This is a genomic window from Biostraticola tofi (assembly GCF_004343195.1).
In the GTDB taxonomy this organism is placed as follows: Bacteria; Pseudomonadota; Gammaproteobacteria; order Enterobacterales; family Enterobacteriaceae; genus Biostraticola; species Biostraticola tofi.
In genome coordinates, this window is record NZ_SMCR01000006.1 from 116,950 (window position 1) to 134,988 (window position 18,039).

Annotated in this window: 15 protein-coding genes; 10 read left to right on the forward strand and 5 right to left on the reverse strand. The window is 57.4% G+C overall.

Features of this window, described 5'->3' with window-relative positions; translation table 11 throughout:
• Positions 1-58: 58 nt before the first annotated feature.
• A complete protein-coding gene (locus EDC52_RS13455; RefSeq protein ID WP_131865855.1) occupies positions 59-958 on the reverse strand; it encodes a GntR family transcriptional regulator in 900 nt (299 codons plus the stop codon).
• Positions 959-1,153: 195 nt separating this feature from the next.
• Here EDC52_RS13455 and EDC52_RS13460 point away from each other — a divergent pair, with 195 nt between their 5' ends.
• From EDC52_RS13460 to EDC52_RS13490, 7 genes are read left to right on the forward strand one after another with little or no spacing between them, the layout of a single operon-like run.
• Positions 1,154-1,972, forward strand: coding sequence for an ABC transporter substrate-binding protein (locus tag EDC52_RS13460; protein ID WP_131865856.1), 819 nt, complete (start codon positions 1,154-1,156; stop codon positions 1,970-1,972).
• 42 nt (positions 1,973-2,014) lie between these two features.
• Positions 2,015-2,731 (forward strand): amino acid ABC transporter permease, encoded by a 717-nt coding sequence (locus tag EDC52_RS13465; protein WP_131865857.1) that lies wholly within the window; start codon positions 2,015-2,017, stop codon positions 2,729-2,731.
• Positions 2,732-2,741: 10 nt separating this feature from the next.
• Positions 2,742-3,485, forward strand: a complete 744-nt coding sequence (locus tag EDC52_RS13470) for an amino acid ABC transporter ATP-binding protein (RefSeq protein ID WP_131865858.1) — start codon at positions 2,742-2,744, stop codon at positions 3,483-3,485.
• A gap of 56 nt (positions 3,486-3,541) precedes the next feature.
• Complete coding sequence (locus EDC52_RS13475; protein ID WP_131865859.1) at positions 3,542-4,705, forward strand: M20 family metallopeptidase; 1,164 nt, start codon at positions 3,542-3,544, stop codon at positions 4,703-4,705.
• Between the two features lie 10 nt (positions 4,706-4,715).
• Positions 4,716-5,813, forward strand: coding sequence for a mandelate racemase/muconate lactonizing enzyme family protein (locus EDC52_RS13480; RefSeq protein WP_131865860.1), 1,098 nt, complete (start codon positions 4,716-4,718; stop codon positions 5,811-5,813).
• Positions 5,810-7,012 (forward strand): M24 family metallopeptidase, encoded by a 1,203-nt coding sequence (locus tag EDC52_RS13485; protein ID WP_230468048.1) that lies wholly within the window; start codon positions 5,810-5,812, stop codon positions 7,010-7,012. Before EDC52_RS13480 ends, EDC52_RS13485 begins: the two co-directional genes overlap by 4 nt.
• A gap of 52 nt (positions 7,013-7,064) precedes the next feature.
• Positions 7,065-7,985: a dihydrodipicolinate synthase family protein gene (locus EDC52_RS13490; protein ID WP_131865861.1), complete on the forward strand. Its 921-nt coding sequence runs from the start codon at positions 7,065-7,067 to the stop codon at positions 7,983-7,985.
• A 75-nt stretch (positions 7,986-8,060) separates the two neighbouring features.
• Here EDC52_RS13490 and EDC52_RS13495 read toward each other — a convergent pair whose 3' ends face one another.
• Complete coding sequence (locus EDC52_RS13495) at positions 8,061-9,281, reverse strand: glutamine amidotransferase-related protein (RefSeq protein WP_131865862.1); 1,221 nt, start codon at positions 9,279-9,281, stop codon at positions 8,061-8,063.
• Positions 9,282-9,461: 180 nt separating this feature from the next.
• On the opposite strand from EDC52_RS13495, the gene EDC52_RS13500 reads away from it, so the two are divergent.
• A complete protein-coding gene (locus EDC52_RS13500) occupies positions 9,462-10,670 on the forward strand; it encodes a pyridoxal phosphate-dependent aminotransferase (RefSeq protein WP_131865863.1) in 1,209 nt (402 codons plus the stop codon).
• 98 nt (positions 10,671-10,768) lie between these two features.
• Here the strand turns inward: EDC52_RS13500 and arfA are convergent, their stop codons facing one another.
• The 3 genes from arfA to EDC52_RS13515 form a co-directional block, all read right to left on the reverse strand.
• Positions 10,769-12,283: an arabinosylfuranosidase ArfA gene (arfA, locus tag EDC52_RS13505; protein ID WP_131865864.1), complete on the reverse strand. Its 1,515-nt coding sequence runs from the start codon at positions 12,281-12,283 to the stop codon at positions 10,769-10,771.
• 36 nt (positions 12,284-12,319) lie between these two features.
• A complete protein-coding gene (locus EDC52_RS13510) occupies positions 12,320-13,720 on the reverse strand; it encodes an MFS transporter (protein WP_131865865.1) in 1,401 nt (466 codons plus the stop codon).
• Between the two features lie 442 nt (positions 13,721-14,162).
• Complete coding sequence (locus EDC52_RS13515) at positions 14,163-15,116, reverse strand: zinc-binding dehydrogenase (RefSeq protein ID WP_131865866.1); 954 nt, start codon at positions 15,114-15,116, stop codon at positions 14,163-14,165.
• Between the two features lie 107 nt (positions 15,117-15,223).
• On the opposite strand from EDC52_RS13515, the gene EDC52_RS13520 reads away from it, so the two are divergent.
• Complete coding sequence (locus EDC52_RS13520) at positions 15,224-16,126, forward strand: LysR family transcriptional regulator (RefSeq protein WP_131865867.1); 903 nt, start codon at positions 15,224-15,226, stop codon at positions 16,124-16,126.
• 383 nt (positions 16,127-16,509) lie between these two features.
• On the forward strand, positions 16,510-17,970 hold the full coding sequence (locus EDC52_RS13525) for an AMP nucleosidase (RefSeq protein WP_131865959.1): 1,461 nt from the start codon (positions 16,510-16,512) through the stop codon (positions 17,968-17,970).
• The last annotated feature ends 69 nt before the right edge of the window (positions 17,971-18,039 follow it).

Consider the following 18,039-nt stretch of genomic DNA (forward strand, 5'->3'; position numbering starts at 1 on the left):
TCACGGCGGTTCTACCGGGCGAGGAACAATTGAATCATTCAACGCTAAGATGCCGGGTTCACCGCGCCCGGCTGACTTTATCCAGCACCATTTGATAGGCGTAATGTAAATGGCGGCGCATCATCTCGGCCGCCTGTTCCCGCTGTCCCGCCATCACCGCATCAATAATAGCCACATGCTCCTCGCACCACTCTTTGACGCGCGCCTTGTTGGTATAACTGCCGAATTCCAGCAATCGTCGCAGCCGGTTTTGCTGTTGTATCGACTGCAGCACAAAAACGTTGCCGCTGCATTCAGCCAACATTTCATGAAAGCGGGCATCGGTTTCGAAAATCTGCCGGCTATCGACTGCCAAAATATCCGGGTGCGACAGCAGATACAGATGCTGCAGGCGCAGGCGTTTAAGCGCCTGCTTATCGGCATGAAACCCCTCTGCAAGCAGTGCGGCGGGCTCGATCATCAACCGAAAACCATAGCCGTTGCTCAACGCGACATCGGTATTCAGGGTCGGTAAAAACGACCAGCCATGACCTTTGTTACGGGCAATTAGCCCATCTTCAGACAGCCGCAGCAGCGTGCGCGCCAGCACCCCGCGATCCGCATCATAGCGCTGGGCTATCTCGATTTGTGTCAGCGAATCCGGCAGCTTGCCGGCGATGCGATCCTTGACCAGTTGTTCGTACAGGTCCTGATCGCTGCTGGCCGGGATATCAATACTGATTCGCTGCAGCTCATCAAATCCTTTTTGCAAGAAAAACCCCTGGTTACGCCGTGCGGCGATGATGCCCAGTTCGGCAAGCAATTTTAGCGCTGCCCGCACCGGCGTGCGCGAAACACCCAGCATATCGGCCAGTTGTTGCTCACGCAGGTGATGACCTGGCTCGAATCTTGCTTCACGTATCAGGTCAAGGATTTGGTTGGCCAGCCGCCTTCCACTGGCGGTTGCGGTTGGTAACATGGCTAAAGGTCCAGTTTATAGTATTTTAAGTATTGATAAGTACAATATCATAAGCCGGTTCAACGGTGAAGCAGAGCCGCCAAAAGCCCTATATTTGTGCAGCCAGCGCACCAAAAAAGAGCCTTGACTCACATATTCAATTGTATTTAATGATACATAAAGAGCAATCGTGTTCATCACTTTCTGGAGTCTGACATGTCAAAAAAAACGTTTTTGCATCGGTTCGCCACCCTGTCGCTGGCCGCGGTGTGCCTCAGCACCCCATTAATCAGCCAGGCCGCCACGCCAGCATTGGTCAGCACGTCAAACCTGACCTATGGGGTGGCCGCTACTTTTATGCCGTTTGAATTTACCCGTGACGGCAAACTGACTGGCTTTGACATCGATCTTATCAATGCGGTGGCGGCGAAACTGTCCCTCACACCCCAGCCGATGCAGATGGAGTTCAAAGGCCTGATCCCGGCCCTGCAGGGCAAACGCCTGGATATCATTAACTCGGCGATGTACATCAACCCTGCCCGCGCCGAACAAGTGGACTTTGTTCCCTATCTTAAAATCGGCAGCCGGGTGGTGGTCGCCAAAGGCAATCCAGAAAACATTACCGGCCGGGACTTGTCGTTATGCGGCAAAAATATTGCCGTCACCCTCGGTGGTATTGAAGAGAGCCAGGCCCGGGCGGATAACCAAAAATGTCTGCAGGCCAATAAGCCGGCGGTCAATGTCATGACCTTCCCGGCGGCAACCGATTCTGCCGTGGCGGTAGCCCAGCGACGCGCTGACGCAGAGTTTCTGTCTACGCCCGGCGCGGTGGCGTTGCTGAATGAGAAAGGCGATACCTTTGAGGCGACAGGCGATGAATTCGAAGCCGACACCCACATCGGCTTTGCCCTGCGCAAAGGCGATAGCCAGATGAAAAGCCTCATTGAGTCCGGCCTTTCCCAGGTGGTGGCCGATGGAACCTACCAAAAGCTGATTGCCAAATGGCAGTTCCCGGCGTCGGTCGCCATGTTCTGATGTGGCTGTCTATTGGTCAGCCCCTGATGTTGAGGTAACACCATGTCCCTGTTATTAGTTTGGCAATACCTGTTTTCGCCGGCGTTCTTCCAGGGCGCGTTAATGACGTTGCTGTTAACGGTGTGCTCACTGTTTTTCGGCATTATCACCGGGCTGATTCTGGCCCTGCTGCAGGAATCCCGTTTCAAGGCCGGCACCGTGCTGGCCTTTGGCTACCTATGGCTGTTTCGCGGTACACCGGTACTGTTTCAAATCATATTTGTCTATAACGTGCTGCCGACGTTCGGCCTACGTTTTTCTGCTTTTACCTGTGCGGTGCTGGCGCTGTCGCTTAATGAAGGAGCCTATATGGCGGAGATCCTGCGTTCTGGCCTGCAGGCGGTCCGTCGTGGCCAGCGTACTGCCGGCATGGCGCTGGGCATGACGCAAAGGCAGATCATGCAAAAAATAGTGCTGCCCCAGGCGGCAAGGATCGTGCTGCCGCCGATGGGTAATCAGATGATCTCGATGCTTAAGTCCAGCGCCCTGGTATCGGTCATCGCGGTACAAGAGTTGCTGCTCATCGCCAACCAGACCGCCAGCGCCAGCTTCCGCTATTTCGAAGCGCTATGCGCCGCCGGTATCTACTATCTGGTGCTGACGTCGATATTTATGGTCGGTCAGGCATGGCTTGAGCGCTCGCTGGATCCGAAAAAGCGCAGAAAACCGGCCTTATCACTGACCGAACGGCTGCAGCAAAGCAGTGCCGCCCCCCATTGAGGAACAGAAAATGAAACCTGCCCAGCCAGTGCTGGAAATTATCGGCATCGAGAAACACTTCGGCAACCAGCACGTATTGAAAAACTGCTCTCTGAACGTGGCCGAAGGAGAAACGGTCGTGCTTATCGGCCCGTCCGGTTCCGGCAAGTCAACGCTGCTGCGCTGCGTCAATCTGCTGGAGCCCATCGAGGGCGGCGCTATATTCTTTCGTAATCAGGATATTACTCATCAAAGTATCGAGCCGCACAAACTTCGCCAGGACATCGGCATGGTGTTCCAGAACTTTGAGCTGTTCTCACACCTGACCGCTGCAGAAAACATCATGCTGGCGCCGATGACGGTGCTCGGGGTCAGCCGCCAGGATGCCGAGGCGCTGGCGCTGGCGCTATTGGGCAAAGTACGGATTCCGGATAAAGCCGATGCTTTTCCAGACGAATTGTCCGGCGGCCAGCAACAGCGGGTGGCGATCGCCCGCGCCTTGGCGATGAAGCCCAGGCTGATGCTGTTTGATGAGCCGACCTCGGCGCTCGATCCGGAGATGATCCGCGAAGTGCTGGATGTGATGGCCGATCTCAGCGCCGAAGGCATGACCAGTATCGTGGTGACCCATGAAATGGGCTTCGCCAGGCGGGCCGCCAACCATATCGTGTTTATGGAAAACGGCGAAATCATTGAGCACGCCAGCGGCGAGCATTTTTTCAACGGTGATGTCAGCGAACGCGCCCAGCGTTTTCTTGACCAGATACTGCACTGACCGGCCCGCCGGCAGATGCCCGTTTTTTCCTATCCAGCGAGTTGCAGGAGTTATTGATGAGTCAGTCATCACCCGATATCGAGAGAATGAAACGCGACCTGGCCGCCCTGGTCGCTATCAATACCGAAAATCCACCGGGCCGGGAGCGTGAAGCGGCCGAATGCATCAGTACGCTTTTACAGGCAGCCGGGTTCAGCCTTTCGCTGAGTGATTATCAGCCCGGGCGGACCAATGTGATTGCGCGCCTGGAGAACGGTCCGGGCCCCTGTTTTGCCTTTAATACCCATATCGATGTGGTGCCAGCCGGTGAGGGCTGGAGCCAGGATCCTTTTACCCTGACCGAACGCGACGGCCGGCTGTATGGCCGTGGCGCCTGCGATGCCAAGGGGCCGATGGTAGCGATGATCGAGGCAATGCGCATGCTGGCAAACCAGCGCCACAGCTGGACCGGCACACTAATGGGCATATTTGTCGCCGATGAAGAGGTGGCAAGCTTTGGCGCCAGACACTATGTGGCTGCTGCCCCCGCCGCCATCGATTATGTGGTAATCGGTGAACCAACGTCCAACACCACTTATTCCGCACACAAAGGCAGCCTGCGGCCGCTGGTCAGGGTTCATGGCGTGACTGCCCATTCCGGCACCCCCGAGCTCGGTGAAAACGCCATTCTGCGCGCTGCACAACTGCTGGGCCTGGTGGAACATGAGCATCAGCATCACGTCAGCTGCCGCAGCCACCCGTTGGTCGGCAATGCCAGCCTGACGGTAACCCGCATCAGCGGCGGCCATGCGGACAACGTATTGCCGGGAGCCTGCGACCTGCTGCTGGATCGCCGCATGGTGCCGGGGGAAGACGAAGCCCGGGTGAAACAGGAGATTTGCGATCTGCTGGCACTGGCCGAGGCAAAATTTGGCGTTCGCAGTGAGATAGTCAGCTTCAAGCCTACTACCGGCGGCGCCACCGAGACGGCCTTTGACGACGCTATCGTACAGGCAGGCGTAGGCGTATGCCGCGCCCGGGGCAATCCCACGCCCGGCCCGCTCGGCTTTCAGGGCGGCTGTGACCTGGTGCATTTCGCCAGCCTGGGCGCCAAGGGCATTATTCTCGGTCCGGGTTCGCTGTCGGTGGCCCATAAACCGGATGAGTTTATCCCGGTGGATGAATGGGTTACCGGCAGCCTAATCTATCGCGATGTGGCCCTGGCCATGATGCCGCGTTAAGGAACAGCCGATGAAAGTCAGTCTCTATCGGGCCAGCCTGCATTACCCTCATTTGCAACTGCATACGGCATCGTCCGGCAGTATCGGTGCGTTGGAAGAGCTGTATCTGCAGCTTGACGATGGCCGCTTCCAGGGCCTGGGCGAAGTTCGGGTCAATATTGCCTATCTGAACGGCTATCAGGCCGCCCTGGTACAGGACAATGTCGTCAAGGCGCTCAGGCAGCTTGACTGGCACCAGCCGCCGGACCGCCTGCTGGCAACGCTGCACCAGGCCGGCAGCACCGTCCTGCCACCGACCCGCATGCTTATCGATATTGCCCTGCACGACCTTATCGCCCGCCGCCAGGGAGTGAGCGTGGCGGCGTTGCTGGGCGCAACGTCGCTCTCGGCGGTAGGCCATAGCACAAATCAGACGCTGTTCTGGTCGCCGCTGCCGCAGATGCTCTCTCAGGCAACCGACTATGTCGAGCGCGGCTTTACCAGGCTGAAAGTGCGCCTCGGCGTGGCCTCGTTCGCCGAAGATGAACGGCGTATCGCCGCCCTGCGTCAGCGTTTTGGCCATCACATCAGCCTGTCGGCGGATGCCAATGGCCAGTGGTCTTCGGCCGAGGCGCTGAGCAATCTGCGGCGCCTTGGCCGCTATGAGCTCAGCTATCTGGAACAACCGATCGCCGATAGCCAGGCCGCGGCTTATCCGGCACTGGCCCGTCTGAGTCCGGTGCCGCTGATGCTGGACGAAAGCATGAGTAACACTGAGGACTTGGAACGCATTCTGGCCGAGGAAGGCAAACTGATGGCCCATCTGAAGCTGGTAAAAATGGGCGGCATCGCACCGACGCTCGCCGCCGCCAGACGTCTCTCAGCGGCCGGCATTTCCTTTATGGTAGGCCAGATGAACGAAGGCGCCGCCGCCACAGCCGCCGCGCTACAGGTCGCCTGCGCCGCCAGACCGGCCTATGCGGAGCTGTATGGCGCCGACGGCCTGGCGGACGACCCGGTCAGCGGGCTTTGCTATCACCAGGGGCTGGTATCCTGCCAGCCGACCTCTGGCCTGGGGGTCGCATTCAGCCCCGCCCGGGCCGAATTACTCCAGGAGTTCATTCAATGAAACTACAAGCAGCGCCGCCGGCTATGCCGTTACCGGATTTAGGTCAGGTCATTCCAGGATCCGAGTCCGCTTTCAGCCAGGCCGAATACCAGCGACGTATGGCCGGCGCACGTCAGTTACTGGTAGGCGCCGGGCTGGATCTGATGGTCATTACCAGCCCGGAAAACATTTTTTATCTGACCGGTCAGCAGACACCGGGCTACTACACCTTTCAGGCGCTGGTACTGCCGGTGGAAGGGGACGCGGTGTTTGTCATCCGACAGCTGGAATATTTCAATTTTATCGCCAATACCTTTATCCGCGACGCCGCTATCTACAGCGATGGCGATAATCCGGTCGATTTTCTGCTAGCGGTGCTGCAAGCCCGGGGCTGGAGCCAGCGCCGCATCGGCATCGATAAACGCGGCTGGTTTTTACCGATTGCGGTCTATGAAGCGCTGCAATCCACCCTGGGTACGCTTTATGACGCCGCCGGGGTGATTGAGCAACTGCGCGCCGTCAAGTCCGCTGCGGAACTGGAAAAAATGGCCCATGCCGCACGCTATGTCGACGCCGGCATGCTGGCCGGGCGTGCGGCGATCGCCGCCGGCGCCAGCGAAAATGACTTGGTGGCGGCCATGATGGGCGCCGCCATCGCCGCCGGTTCTGAATATATGGGCATGGATCCGCTGGTATCGACCGGACCACGCACCGGGGTGCCCCACGGCACCTGGCGGCGGCGTACCCTGCTGGCGGGCGACCCGATTTTTCTGGAAATGGCCGCCACCCATGACCGCTATCACGCCGCGCTGATGCGATCGGCGTGGCTGGGCAAACCGCCGGCAGCCGCCCTGGCAATGGAAAAAACCTGCCAGGAAGCGCTGCAGGCCGCCCTGGACGCCATCCGTCCCGGTGCCACCTGCGAAGCCCCGCACCTGGCTTGCCAGGCGGTCATTGACCGGGCGGGCTACAGCGATAATTTCCGCAAGCGTACCGGCTATTCGATTGGCGTTTCGTTCGCACCTGACTGGGGCGAAGGCGCCATTCTCAGCCTTTATAGCGGTATCACCACCGAACTCCAGCCGGGCATGACCTTTCATATCCCGCCGGCGCTGCGAATTTATGGCGAGTTTACCGTCGGCGTCAGCGAAACCATTGTCGTCACTGACACCGGCTATCGGATCCTCGGCGCTGTGCCGCGTCCGCTTTATCAGCTTTGACATCGTGGCCCGCCATCTGACGGGCGCCTTTAATGAAACAGGAAACCAATGCATGAAAGACATCAGTGAAAGTCAGGCGCGTCTGAAAGGTATTTTTAATATTACCGTGACACCGTTTACCCGCGCCGGCGAATTCGATTATGCCGGTCTGGCCCGAAATATCGAGCGGGTGATCGGACTGGGTTATGACGGCATTCTGATTGGCGGCACCTATGGTGAATTCCCGGCGATGACCGCCACAGAACGCGCTCAGATGTTTCGCCAGGTAATGGAGGTGGTCGGCGATCGCGTGCCGGTGATGCTGTGCAGCGCCGGCTCCGATGCCCGCGTGGTCAGGGAACTGACTGAGCTGGCCGGTTCGCTCGGCGGATTGCCGATGGTGACGCCGCCGTTTGTATCGGAAGTGACCGATGCGCAGATTGTCAGTTTCTTCAGGCAGATGGCCCCGCTGTCCCGCACCGGTATCCTGGTCTATAACGCCCCGGGCATCGGTATTACCCTGCCGCCGGTGGTGCTGGAACAGCTGGCCGATATTCCCGGTGTGGTCGGCATAAAACAGGGCGATCTGAACCCGACCGCCATCGATCAGCTAGCCCATCGCCTGGGCGGTCGGCTGCGTTTGTTCTGCGCCTCTGACCTGGCGTTCCTTGGGCCGATGATGTGCGGCTTTGATGGGATCAGCACCACTAACAGCGGCGCCCTGCCCGAGCTGATTCTGGCCACTTATCGGGCGCTGGAACAGGGTGATGCGGCCACCGCCCGCGATTTGCACCGGCTGTGGTATCCCTACCGGGCGCTGGCTCGCCGACTGGGGCAACCGCAGTTAGTCAAGGCGGCAATGAACCTGCGCGGCTTTGACGGGCAGCATGTCCGGCCACCGCTGAGTGATCTGAATGCAGAAGAGGTGTCGCTGATTGAAGCCGAGCTGCACCGTTTGGCAAGCGACAAACGCAGCGGAGTAACGCTTGCCTGACAAACGGCCGGCTCATGACAAACCGGCTGTTGCTTATTTGCAACGCCGGTTTGTCAGCGGCCAGTCGGCGTTGAATCACCCCCGTCCTGCTGCTGGCTGGCGGTAGTCCTGGGCTGCACTGATCAGCGCCAGCAACAACGGATGGGCCTTGCCACTGGCCGAAGAGAGTTCCGGGTGTCCCTGAGCACCCATATAAAACCGGTGAGACTGACATTCGATTATATCGGCAATGGTGCCGCTGGTATCGGTGCCGCTAATGATCAGGCCATGCTGGCCCAGCCCCTCCTTAAGCGACGGCGCAAGCTGATAGCGATGATTATAACGCAGCGTGCAGCGGGGTCCCATTAGCCTGGCGGCCAGCGTGCCTGGCCGGGTCAGCATCAGGTCGTCGCCCAGGCGATGGTGCGGATGGCCTGGCGTTTCGGCCAGTGGCACAAAGGTTTTTATCGCCGCCAGCGGGTCGGATTCGGCCAAATTGGCCTGGGTGGAACCCAGCATTCGCTGACACAGGGCAGTGGTCATGGTTTGCATGCCCAGGCACAGGCCAAGGGTCGGGATATTGTGGCGCAGGCCATAGCGGGCGGCGCTTATCTGGCCGCGCACATTTTCCATTGCCGCACCGCCCGGCAGCAACAGGCCATCAACGCCGGCCAGCTGTGCCTCAGCCTGTTGCTCAAGCGCCAGAGGATCGGCAAATACCACCTCAACCGGGATTGCCAGCTGGTCAGAGGCATCCCCCAACGCGGCCAGGGTCGCCGGATAGGCAGAGAACTGATGGTCTCTGGCACCTATCAGCGCAATGCGCAGCGGCAACCCGGCAGGCACTGATTCCGGGGTATTGATCCAGCGCCCGAACCGGTCCCGTCGCCAGTAGCCCAGTGAAACGTCAGTCTGCTGACCGCGGCTAAAGGCCAATCCTTGGCGGGTATCCCTGATGGTCAGCAGTTGGTAATCAATCCGCTGTGCCTTGGCCATTGAGATAAGCTGGTCAAGGGTGTTACCGGAATGGGCTGCCAGCACGACGACCCGAAAACCGGTAGCCGCATCGGCCAGCAGGGTCTTCAGGCCGGTGGCCTGACCCGCGGAACCGCCCAGCAGACGCTCGGCCCACAGTAGGCCGCTACCGGTCAACTTACCTTCACCGATCACATGCTGACAGGCATCAGCATAAGCGGAGTGACGCCAGTCAACCTCCAAATGTACCAGCGGTATTGCAAGCCTGGCGGCGAGGATAGCGGCCATTGCCCCATAGCGGGCCGGTTCAGTTGCATCGTCTTTAACAAATATAAGTGCCATAAATCAGTCCACATCAGTCACACAGCAACGGTGCCCGCCAGCCCGGTTGCCCTGGCGATCGGTGGCCAGACCAGGCAACTGTTCAAGAAACTGTGGGCATTTAGGCTAAAGTCATGCTAGCTTAAATTGGTTTTAATGAATCACATAATACAATTTAATATTTATCTCATTGGGGGAACCATGTCTGCTGAATTTCTGGCGCCGCGCTTACGGCGTGTACGCCCCTCGCCTACCGCGGCGATCTCTGATCAGGTTCGCGCCCTTGCTCAACAAGGTGTTGACATTATCAATCTGGGTGAAGGCGAACTGGATTTCGATACGCCCGGCCATATCAAGCAGGCGGGCATAGAGGCAATTGTACGGGGTGACACAAAATACACTGCCGTCTCCGGCAGTGCTGAGTTGAAAACGGCAATTATCACTAAATTTGAGCGGGAAAACGGCATCCGTTACCAAGCCAATGAAGTTATCGCCGGCACTGGAGCCAAGCAACTGATTTTTAATGCCCTGCTGGCCACGGTACGCCTTGGAGATGAAGTGCTGGTGCCGGCGCCTTACTGGGTCTCCTACCCAGATATGGTGGCCCTGGCTGAAGGTGAAGCCCGCTTCATTCCTTGTGCCGAGTCCAATGGCTGGAAACTGCAGGCTACCGATCTGGCCGCCGCCATTACTCCGGCCACGCGTTGGCTGATGCTCAATTCCCCTAATAATCCTACCGGTGCAGTCTACAGCCCGGAAGACTTGTATGCGCTAGGCCAGGTGCTGCTTGAACATCCCCAGGTTCTGATCCTGGCAGACGATATTTATGAGCAAATCTGCCATCCACCGTCACAATTCGCCTCGCTGGCCAGCATCGAACCCCGGCTTAAGCAGCGGATTTTGACGGTAAACGGGGTCTCTAAAGGCTATTCAATGACCGGTTGGCGACTGGGCTACGCCGGCGGGCCTTCCTGGCTAATCAACGCCATGCAGATCCTCCAGTCCCAGAGTACCTCAAACCCCAGTTCGATTTCTCAAGCCGCTGCCATCGCCGCTCTTGAGCAGCCGGCAGACTTCATGAACGGCTGGCTGGAAACGCTGCAACGCCGACGAAAAACGGTAATGTCATGTATCGAAGCAATAGATGGACTGAGTGCCGACCTGCCGCCGGGGGCTTTTTATGTTTTCGCCAACTGCAGCGGTTTGCTGGGGAAAAAGACCCCCGCCGGTGAAACACTTACCCGTGATAACGAGGTGGCGGCCTATCTGTTGCAGGCCGCCCATGTGGCCACTCTGCAGGGTTCAGCCTTTGGCGCGTCACCCTATCTGCGCATCGCCTATGCCATCGACGATGCCAGACTGAAACTGGCATGCGAACGCATCAGTCGCGCCTGCAGAGAGCTGCGCTAGCCGGCCGGTAATAGCGCATACACCGGGAGCTGCGCTAGCCCGCCCCAGCTTCGCCCGTTTATCTGGCATTGCGCTGACCGGCCGGTAGATCCCGCCGGTCAGCAGATATCAATCAGCAACATGTTCCACGACAGCGGCGGCAACACCACATCATGATGGTTGCCCGGCTCAGCCTGCAGCGACAGCGTCCGGGGACTGACATTATCGGGTTGGTCAAACGTGTTGCGCGCATTCAGGTCCTGGTGCTGCAGCAGCACCTGGGTGCGAGGCCGAGTGACGCCGAAGCCCTGCAAATCCAGCGCCAACGTAACCTGCTGACTGAAATCACAGTTAAGGGCAAACAAGACGATCTGTTGCCGTTCCTCATTGTAGACCAGTGCCGACTGCACCAGCCTGGCGTCGCCGTAGCGGGTCTCAAAGGTCGGGCAACGGGAGAAGCTCCTCAGGGCATATCCTTGTCCATACGTTGCCACCATTTGAAAAGGCCAGAAAATAGTTTGCCTGATTACATCGCCGCCGGGCTGGGTAAAAATCGGCGCTATCACGTTAACCAGCTGAGCCAGGCTGGCCATTTTGACCCGATCGGCATGGTTTACCAACGTACAGAGCAGGCCGCCGATGACCAACGCATCCAGGAAACTATAATGGTCTTCCAGCAGCGGGGGCGCTGGCTGAAACCGCTTGGCCTTATCCTTGAACACCGCATCCCAGGGATCAGTCTTGAGATACCAGACATTCCATTCATCAAAGGAAATCATCACTTCGCGGTCGGACCGGGTTTTGGCTTTGGCATAGTTAATGGTGCTGGTGATCGTCTCGATAAAGTTGTCCATATTCAAAAACGAGGCCAAAAAATCTTTCGGGTTACCCTCGTTCTCGTAATACTGATGGCAGGAAATATAATCGATATGCTCGTATAGCCCCTCCAGCACAATGCGATCCCATTCAGGGAAGGTCGGCATGGCCGAATGGGAACTCCCACAGGCGACAAGGGAAATTTCCGGGTCTATCCAGCGCATGATTTTTGCCGTTTCCCGGGCCTTCTTCATGTAGTCCTCAGCGCTGAGCTGCCCGGTCTGCCATGGGCCGTCCATTTCATTTCCCAGACACCACAGTTTGAAATCGTAAGGTGCTGCACGTCCGTGAGCCGCCCGTAAATCACTCAACGCCGTACCGGACGGATGATTGCAGTACTCCAGAAAATAACCGGCTTCCTGGGGGGTACCGGTGCCCAGATTGACGGCAATCATCGGCGTAACCCCGGCCTTTTGGCTCCAGTTGGCAAATTCATCAATACCAAACTGGTTAGTTTCTTTGCTTATCCAGGCATAATCCAGCCGCACCGGGCGCGATTCTTTCGGCCCGATGCCGTCGCGCCAGTTAAAGCCGGACACGAAATTGCCGCCGGGGTAGCGTACGGTGGTGACGCCGATGTCCTTCACCAGCTCAAGCACATCCTGGCGAAACCCCTGCTCGTCGGCCTCTGGATGCCCTGGCTCATAAATGCCGGTATACACCGCCCTGCCCAGATGTTCGACAAACGAGCCGTAAAGGCGGGGATCAATCCTGGCGATACGGCTGTCGGCATGTACCGTATAGGTTATTCGTGGCATAACATATTCTCCCTTATTTCGGTAAACTCAGGTCCGCTATCGCTCATCGCGCTTGACGGACTTCTCCCGCGCCAGCAGCGCCAACTGAATTTCGCGCATGGTATGGCGGTCCAGCCGGTAAAATCTAAACAGCAGCGCCGAGGCCAGATAACCGATGGCCGGCACCAGGCTGACCAGAAACAGTATCCCGCTCAGGGCCTGTGCCGGCTGGGCGGGGTTATCCGGGATATAGTCGGTGAGCGATAACGTGATCGCGATAAACGCACCGCAGAAGGCCAGGCTCAGTTTGAGGGCAAACAGATTTCCCGACGCGCAAATACCGGACATGCGTTTTCCCAGTTTCCACTCGCCATAATCATCTACGTCGCCAATAAAAGACCATAATATAGGGGTAGTGATCTGGTGGATGATATTTAGTACCACATAAAATACCAGCATCAACGTCAGGTTTAGCGGATCTATCAGATAAAAACCTAAGGACATGAATACCAGTACCAGTTTAATACCGATATAGACTCTCACCTTACACCAGCGAGTAGTGAAATATTTAGTCAGCATTGATCCGAGAATGGTGGCCGCCACACCAACACTCATAAATAAAGTGATCCAGGTCGTATTCAGCTGCATGACATATTTTGCAAAAAATATGATTGCTCCGCCGCGAATAAAGCTCGGTACACAATCCAAAAACATGCCGGCAGCGCAGATAACCCATTGGTCATTTTTTAGAATCGAGATAAAGCTACGAAAAATCCCTTCCTCATTTTCTTGCAGCGCTTTGACGCGTTCCCGGGTGGTATAGAAACAGGTCAGGAACATCGCCAGTCCCATCAGCGCAAACAGGGTCATCGCCCAGAAAAATCCCATCTGGCGATTACCGCTGCCGAGGAATTCCACCAGCGGCAGCAGGGTCAGCGAACAAAACAGAATGGCGACGCCCGCCATGGCAAAGCGGTATTGCTGACATGAAACCCGTTCCTCAGGGTTGGACGTTATCACTCCGCCCAGCGAGCAGTAGGGAATATTGACGATGGTATAGATGCCGGACAGAATAAAATAGGCGGCAAAGGCATAGAAAATCTTGAAGCGCTCGCTGGCCTCGGGGGTATAGAACATCATCATGCAGCTGATAACAAACGGCACGGCTCCCCAGAGCAGATAAGGCCTGAATCGTCCCCAGCGGCTGCGGGTCCGATCGGCAACTGCGCCCATAAAGGGGTCGGCTACCGCATCAAAGACGCGGACAAAGAGCAGCAGAGAGGCAATTAACGCCGGATCCAGGCGATATATATCAGTATAAAAATAGGTAAGAAACATGGTTATCGGGCCCCAAATCATGTTGCAGGCCGCATCACCAAATCCAAATCCCATTTTTTCTTTAATCGATAGGCGTTCTAAGCGGGTAGTATCTTTATTAAAGAGTTCTTCAGTAATCATGATAAGTCCTTCCAAACCAACCCGTACCGTTGATGGGAAACAGCAGCGGGATATTCTGGCTGTGCTATCAGCAATTGGCGATGAATAGCCAGCCTTATCCCTGGATAATATTCTTCACTCATCAGTATCACAGGATAGGGAGTCCCCAAGCAGGAAATATGAATTCTCTGTCTAGGTTTACGACAATATTAACATTCATTTATTGTAAGAATAATCGTCCATATATCCGGCCAGATATTGCATAACGTTGAACGGCTATTTTCTTTATGCTGCCAATAGTTCTGCCTGGCTGTCGGTGAGGATCCAATCTTGACGGTGGTAATGCTAAGCGCCGACCAATGTTTAACGCTGTCCATGTTAGGCGGCGTGGGAAACCAGGCCCTGCCCAGTGGGCGGACAGCGGCACTGGCGCTTTATCAGCACCGCGATAAGTGAGGCGACATTATGGCAGCAGCAGCACTTTGCCGCTGAAGTCGCGGCTTTCCAGTAACTGATGCGCCGCCGCTCCGTCTGCCAGGCTAAAAGGGCTTAACGGCGGCAGTGAAATCTGACCGGTAGCCAACGCGCTGAATAGCCGGTCAGCCCGTTGCTGACGCTGTTGACGGCTGCTCAGATAAGTCCAGAGATCGCCACCGATCACCCCTTTGGAATCAGCCAGCAGGGATGCCGGGCTGAGCGGCGGTATCTCACCGCCGGCCATACCGAACAGGACGACCCGGCCTGCCGGGCTCAGCGCCGACAGGCTGTGATCCAGTGTGGACCCCAGCGAATCGAACACCACCGCCACGCCACCTTCCCGGTGAAGCTGTACAGCCCAATCCTGGTAAGCCAGCACCTGACTGGCCCCCAGATTCAAGGCGATATCGCGTTTAGCCCTGGTTGAGGCAACGGCGTATACCCGCGCCTGCCGGGCAACCAGCAGCCCGGTCAGTAACCGACCGACGCCGCCGGCGGCGGCCAGTACCGCGACTTTATCGCCCGGTTTAATCGTTACCAGATCATTGACCAGATAATCGGCCGTCAGTCCCTGCAGTAAAATGGCCGCCGCCTGAACATCGCTGAGATTTTTCGGTAACCGGATGGCATGGCTAACGGGCACCTGTAGCTGGCTGGCGTGGGCGAAGGGCACATCAGCAAAGCCCACTCTGTCGCCGGCCCGCCATTCAGTCACCCCTTCCCCGACGGCTATCACTTCGCCGGCGCCCTCGTAGCCGCCGATATGGGGTGCGGTCCCGGCCAAAGAATAACGGCCCTGTCGACGGTAAATATCGGCGAAGTTCAGACCGGCGGCGCTCACCGAGACCAGCAGGCAACCTGGCGAAGCCGTCATATCCGGCAATTGACGATAGGCTAAAACCTCGGTACCGCCGAAGCGGGAAAATGTAAGTGCATACATACTGCTCTCCGTAATTACATCCTGATAGTGGTTATTATTAGTATGCATCGGCGAATATAGCGGAAAAAGGCGCTATAGTGGCACACAGAAAACACCAGGGGTTTATAATGGATAAGTTGCTCAGTATGAAGGTGTTCGTCAGTGCGATTGATCTGGGCAGTTTTACCGCCGCCGCCGCGGCCAATGACATGTCCCCTACCATGGTCGGCAAGCATATCCGCTATCTGGAGCAGCAGTTGGAAACGGCATTGATTCATCGGACCACGCGTCGCCAAGGACCGACCGAAGCCGGTAAAGAGTACTATGCCCGCTGCCGTGAGATCCTCGCCAGCCTGCTGGAAGCCGAGTTGATCAGCAAACGGCTGAACCGGGGTCCAGTGGGTGAGATTCGTCTCAGCGCCCCGGTCGCCTTCGGCAATCGGCTATTGACCCCGTTGATCGCGGCATTTTTGCAGCACCATCCTTACATCAACATTGAGGCGGTACTGACCGATCGCAAAGTGGATGTGGTGGCTGAACAGTTTCAACTGGCATTTCGCATTGGCGCTATCCTCGACGAAGGACTGATAGCGCACCCGCTGCCGGACTATCGCATGGTCCTGGCCGCCGCCCCGGGGTATCTGGCACGCCATGGCGTGCCGAAGCATCCGCGGGATCTGTCCCGGCATAATTGCTTCAGCTTCAGCCAGTGGCGGCATAATGCCCGCTGGCGGCTGCTGGGCCCCGATGGAGAACATGAAATCGCCCTGTCGCCACGGTTGCGCATTGATTCTGGCGAAGCGATAAGGCAGGCGGCATTGGCCGGCTTCGGCATTGCCTTGCAGTCTGATGTGGTGCTGCAAGACGATCTGCAGTCCGGTGCGCTGGTCAGGGTATTGCCTGACTATGCGCCGCCCGCCCGGCCAATGTGGCTGCTGCGCCTGCCCGCACATCCGGTTTCGGTCAAAATCGACGCCTTTAGCACTTTTGTGATTGAAACGCTGCACCGCCGGCAAGCCACACCCTGTTGAACTGTCGCTGAGACCGAGCCCATTTATGCCGGCAACTGGTCGCTGAGACCGAGCCCATTTATGCCGGCAACTGGTCGCTGAGACCGAGCCCTTTTATGCCGGCAACTGGTCGCTGAGACCGAGCCCTTTTATGCCGGCAACTGATTGAGGTTAGGGTTGGAGTGGATCGGTAAACCCACGCTATTTTAAGGATACCCTGCATCATTATTTCGGTAAATAACATGCAATCAGTCATCATCAACTCTGCAATGAAGCGTGCCGCTTTGGCGCTATCCGGGTACAGGGCATATTGCTGCTCTGACCTGCAACCGCTAATCTGTCATGGTTAAATGCGATCATTAATGAGAGATGCGCATCTGAAGCCACAATTTGAAGGAAACATGATGACAGACAATGGATCCGGCACCCGGCTTACCGCCGCTGAGGCCATCGACACACTGGAGGCCCTCTACTCTCAGGCGGTTTCCTCGCTGCGAACCGCGATTGGCGATTTTATCCATCATGGCCGGCTGCCTGACGAACAGGCCCGCGCCGATGGCCTGTTCGTTTACCCAGAACTGCGGGTCTACTGGGATGGCGTTTCGCCGGGCCATCCGCGCAATCGCGCCTATGGCCGCTTCACCCGGCCTGGCTGCTATACCACCACCATCACCCGGCCTGCCCTGTTCCGGCCCTACTTGATGGAGCAGTTGGCGATGCTGGAGGGGGAATATGCCGCGGTAATTGAAGTGGTGCCATCCCAGCAGGAAATGCCGTTCCCCTATGTATTGGATGGATCGGATCTGGTACTGGATCGTTCGATGAGCACCGGAATTGCTCAGCATTTCCCCACCACCGAACTGTCGCAAATCGGTGATGAAACCGCCGATGGCCTGTCCCCGTTCAGCCAGAACTTTCCGCTGTCGCATTTCGACGGACTGAGAACCGATTTCTCACTGGCCAGACTCAGGCACTACACCGGCACGCCGGTGGAATGTTTCCAACCCTATGTGCTGTTTACCAATTACACGCGCTATGTGGACGAATTCGTGCGCTGGGCCTGTGGTCAGATAGCCGATGCCGACAGTCCCTACCTGGCGCTGTCCTGCGCCGGCGGCACCTATATCACCGCCGAGACGCCCAACCCAGAACAGGCCGTCTCGGATCTGGCCTGGAAAAATCACCAGATGCCCGCCTACCACCTTATTGCCCGCGATGGCCAGGGTATCACCCTGGTGAATATCGGCGTCGGCCCCTCCAACGCCAAAACCATCTGCGACCATTTGGCGGTGCTGCGTCCGCATGCCTGGTTGATGATCGGCCACTGCGGCGGCCTGCGCGAAAGCCAGACCATTGGCGATTATGTCCTGGCCCACGCCTATCTGCGCGATGATCATGTGCTGGATTCGGTGCTCCCGCCCGATATTCCCATTCCGAGCATTGCCGAAGTGCAGCGCGCTTTATATGACGCGACTAAACGCGTCAGCGGCATGCCGGGCGAGGAAGTCAAGTTGCGACTGCGCACCGGTACCGTGGTCACTACCGACGACCGCAACTGGGAACTGCGCTATTCGGCCTCGGCATTACGCTTTAACCTCAGCCGGGCAGTGGCGGTCGATATGGAGAGCGCGACCATCGCCGCCCAGGGCTATCGTTTCCGCGTCCCTTACGGCACCCTGCTTTGCGTCTCGGACAAACCGCTGCACGGCGAAATCAAGCTACCGGGCCAGGCAAACCGGTTTTATGAAGGCGCAATATCGGAGCATCTGCAAATCGGCATCAGTGCGATAGACCAGTTGCGGGCGGAAGGCGATACCCTGCATTCCCGTAAACTGCGCACCTTCAATGAACCGCCATTCCGCTAGGTGCTACCCATAAACATCCCCGGGTACCTTAGCCCGGGTGGTGTAATTACCGAACGGCAGTGCATGCAG

What these genes read in the sequence shown, in the direction of transcription:
- EDC52_RS13455 (WP_131865855.1), bottom strand. Translation starts at nt 958, where the DNA reads ATGTTACCAACCGCAACCGCCAGTGGAAGGCGGCTGGCCAACCAAATC.
- EDC52_RS13460 (WP_131865856.1), top strand. Translation starts at nt 1,154, where the DNA reads ATGTCAAAAAAAACGTTTTTGCATCGGTTCGCCACCCTGTCGCTGGCC.
- EDC52_RS13465 (WP_131865857.1), top strand. Translation starts at nt 2,015, where the DNA reads ATGTCCCTGTTATTAGTTTGGCAATACCTGTTTTCGCCGGCGTTCTTC.
- EDC52_RS13470 (WP_131865858.1), top strand. Translation starts at nt 2,742, where the DNA reads ATGAAACCTGCCCAGCCAGTGCTGGAAATTATCGGCATCGAGAAACAC.
- EDC52_RS13475 (WP_131865859.1), top strand. Translation starts at nt 3,542, where the DNA reads ATGAGTCAGTCATCACCCGATATCGAGAGAATGAAACGCGACCTGGCC.
- EDC52_RS13480 (WP_131865860.1), top strand. Translation starts at nt 4,716, where the DNA reads ATGAAAGTCAGTCTCTATCGGGCCAGCCTGCATTACCCTCATTTGCAA.
- EDC52_RS13485 (WP_230468048.1), top strand. Translation starts at nt 5,810, where the DNA reads ATGAAACTACAAGCAGCGCCGCCGGCTATGCCGTTACCGGATTTAGGT.
- EDC52_RS13490 (WP_131865861.1), top strand. Translation starts at nt 7,065, where the DNA reads ATGAAAGACATCAGTGAAAGTCAGGCGCGTCTGAAAGGTATTTTTAAT.
- EDC52_RS13495 (WP_131865862.1), bottom strand. Translation starts at nt 9,281, where the DNA reads ATGGCACTTATATTTGTTAAAGACGATGCAACTGAACCGGCCCGCTAT.
- EDC52_RS13500 (WP_131865863.1), top strand. Translation starts at nt 9,462, where the DNA reads ATGTCTGCTGAATTTCTGGCGCCGCGCTTACGGCGTGTACGCCCCTCG.
- arfA (WP_131865864.1), bottom strand. Translation starts at nt 12,283, where the DNA reads ATGCCACGAATAACCTATACGGTACATGCCGACAGCCGTATCGCCAGG.
- EDC52_RS13510 (WP_131865865.1), bottom strand. Translation starts at nt 13,720, where the DNA reads ATGATTACTGAAGAACTCTTTAATAAAGATACTACCCGCTTAGAACGC.
- EDC52_RS13515 (WP_131865866.1), bottom strand. Translation starts at nt 15,116, where the DNA reads ATGTATGCACTTACATTTTCCCGCTTCGGCGGTACCGAGGTTTTAGCC.
- EDC52_RS13520 (WP_131865867.1), top strand. Translation starts at nt 15,224, where the DNA reads ATGGATAAGTTGCTCAGTATGAAGGTGTTCGTCAGTGCGATTGATCTG.
- EDC52_RS13525 (WP_131865959.1), top strand. Translation starts at nt 16,510, where the DNA reads ATGACAGACAATGGATCCGGCACCCGGCTTACCGCCGCTGAGGCCATC.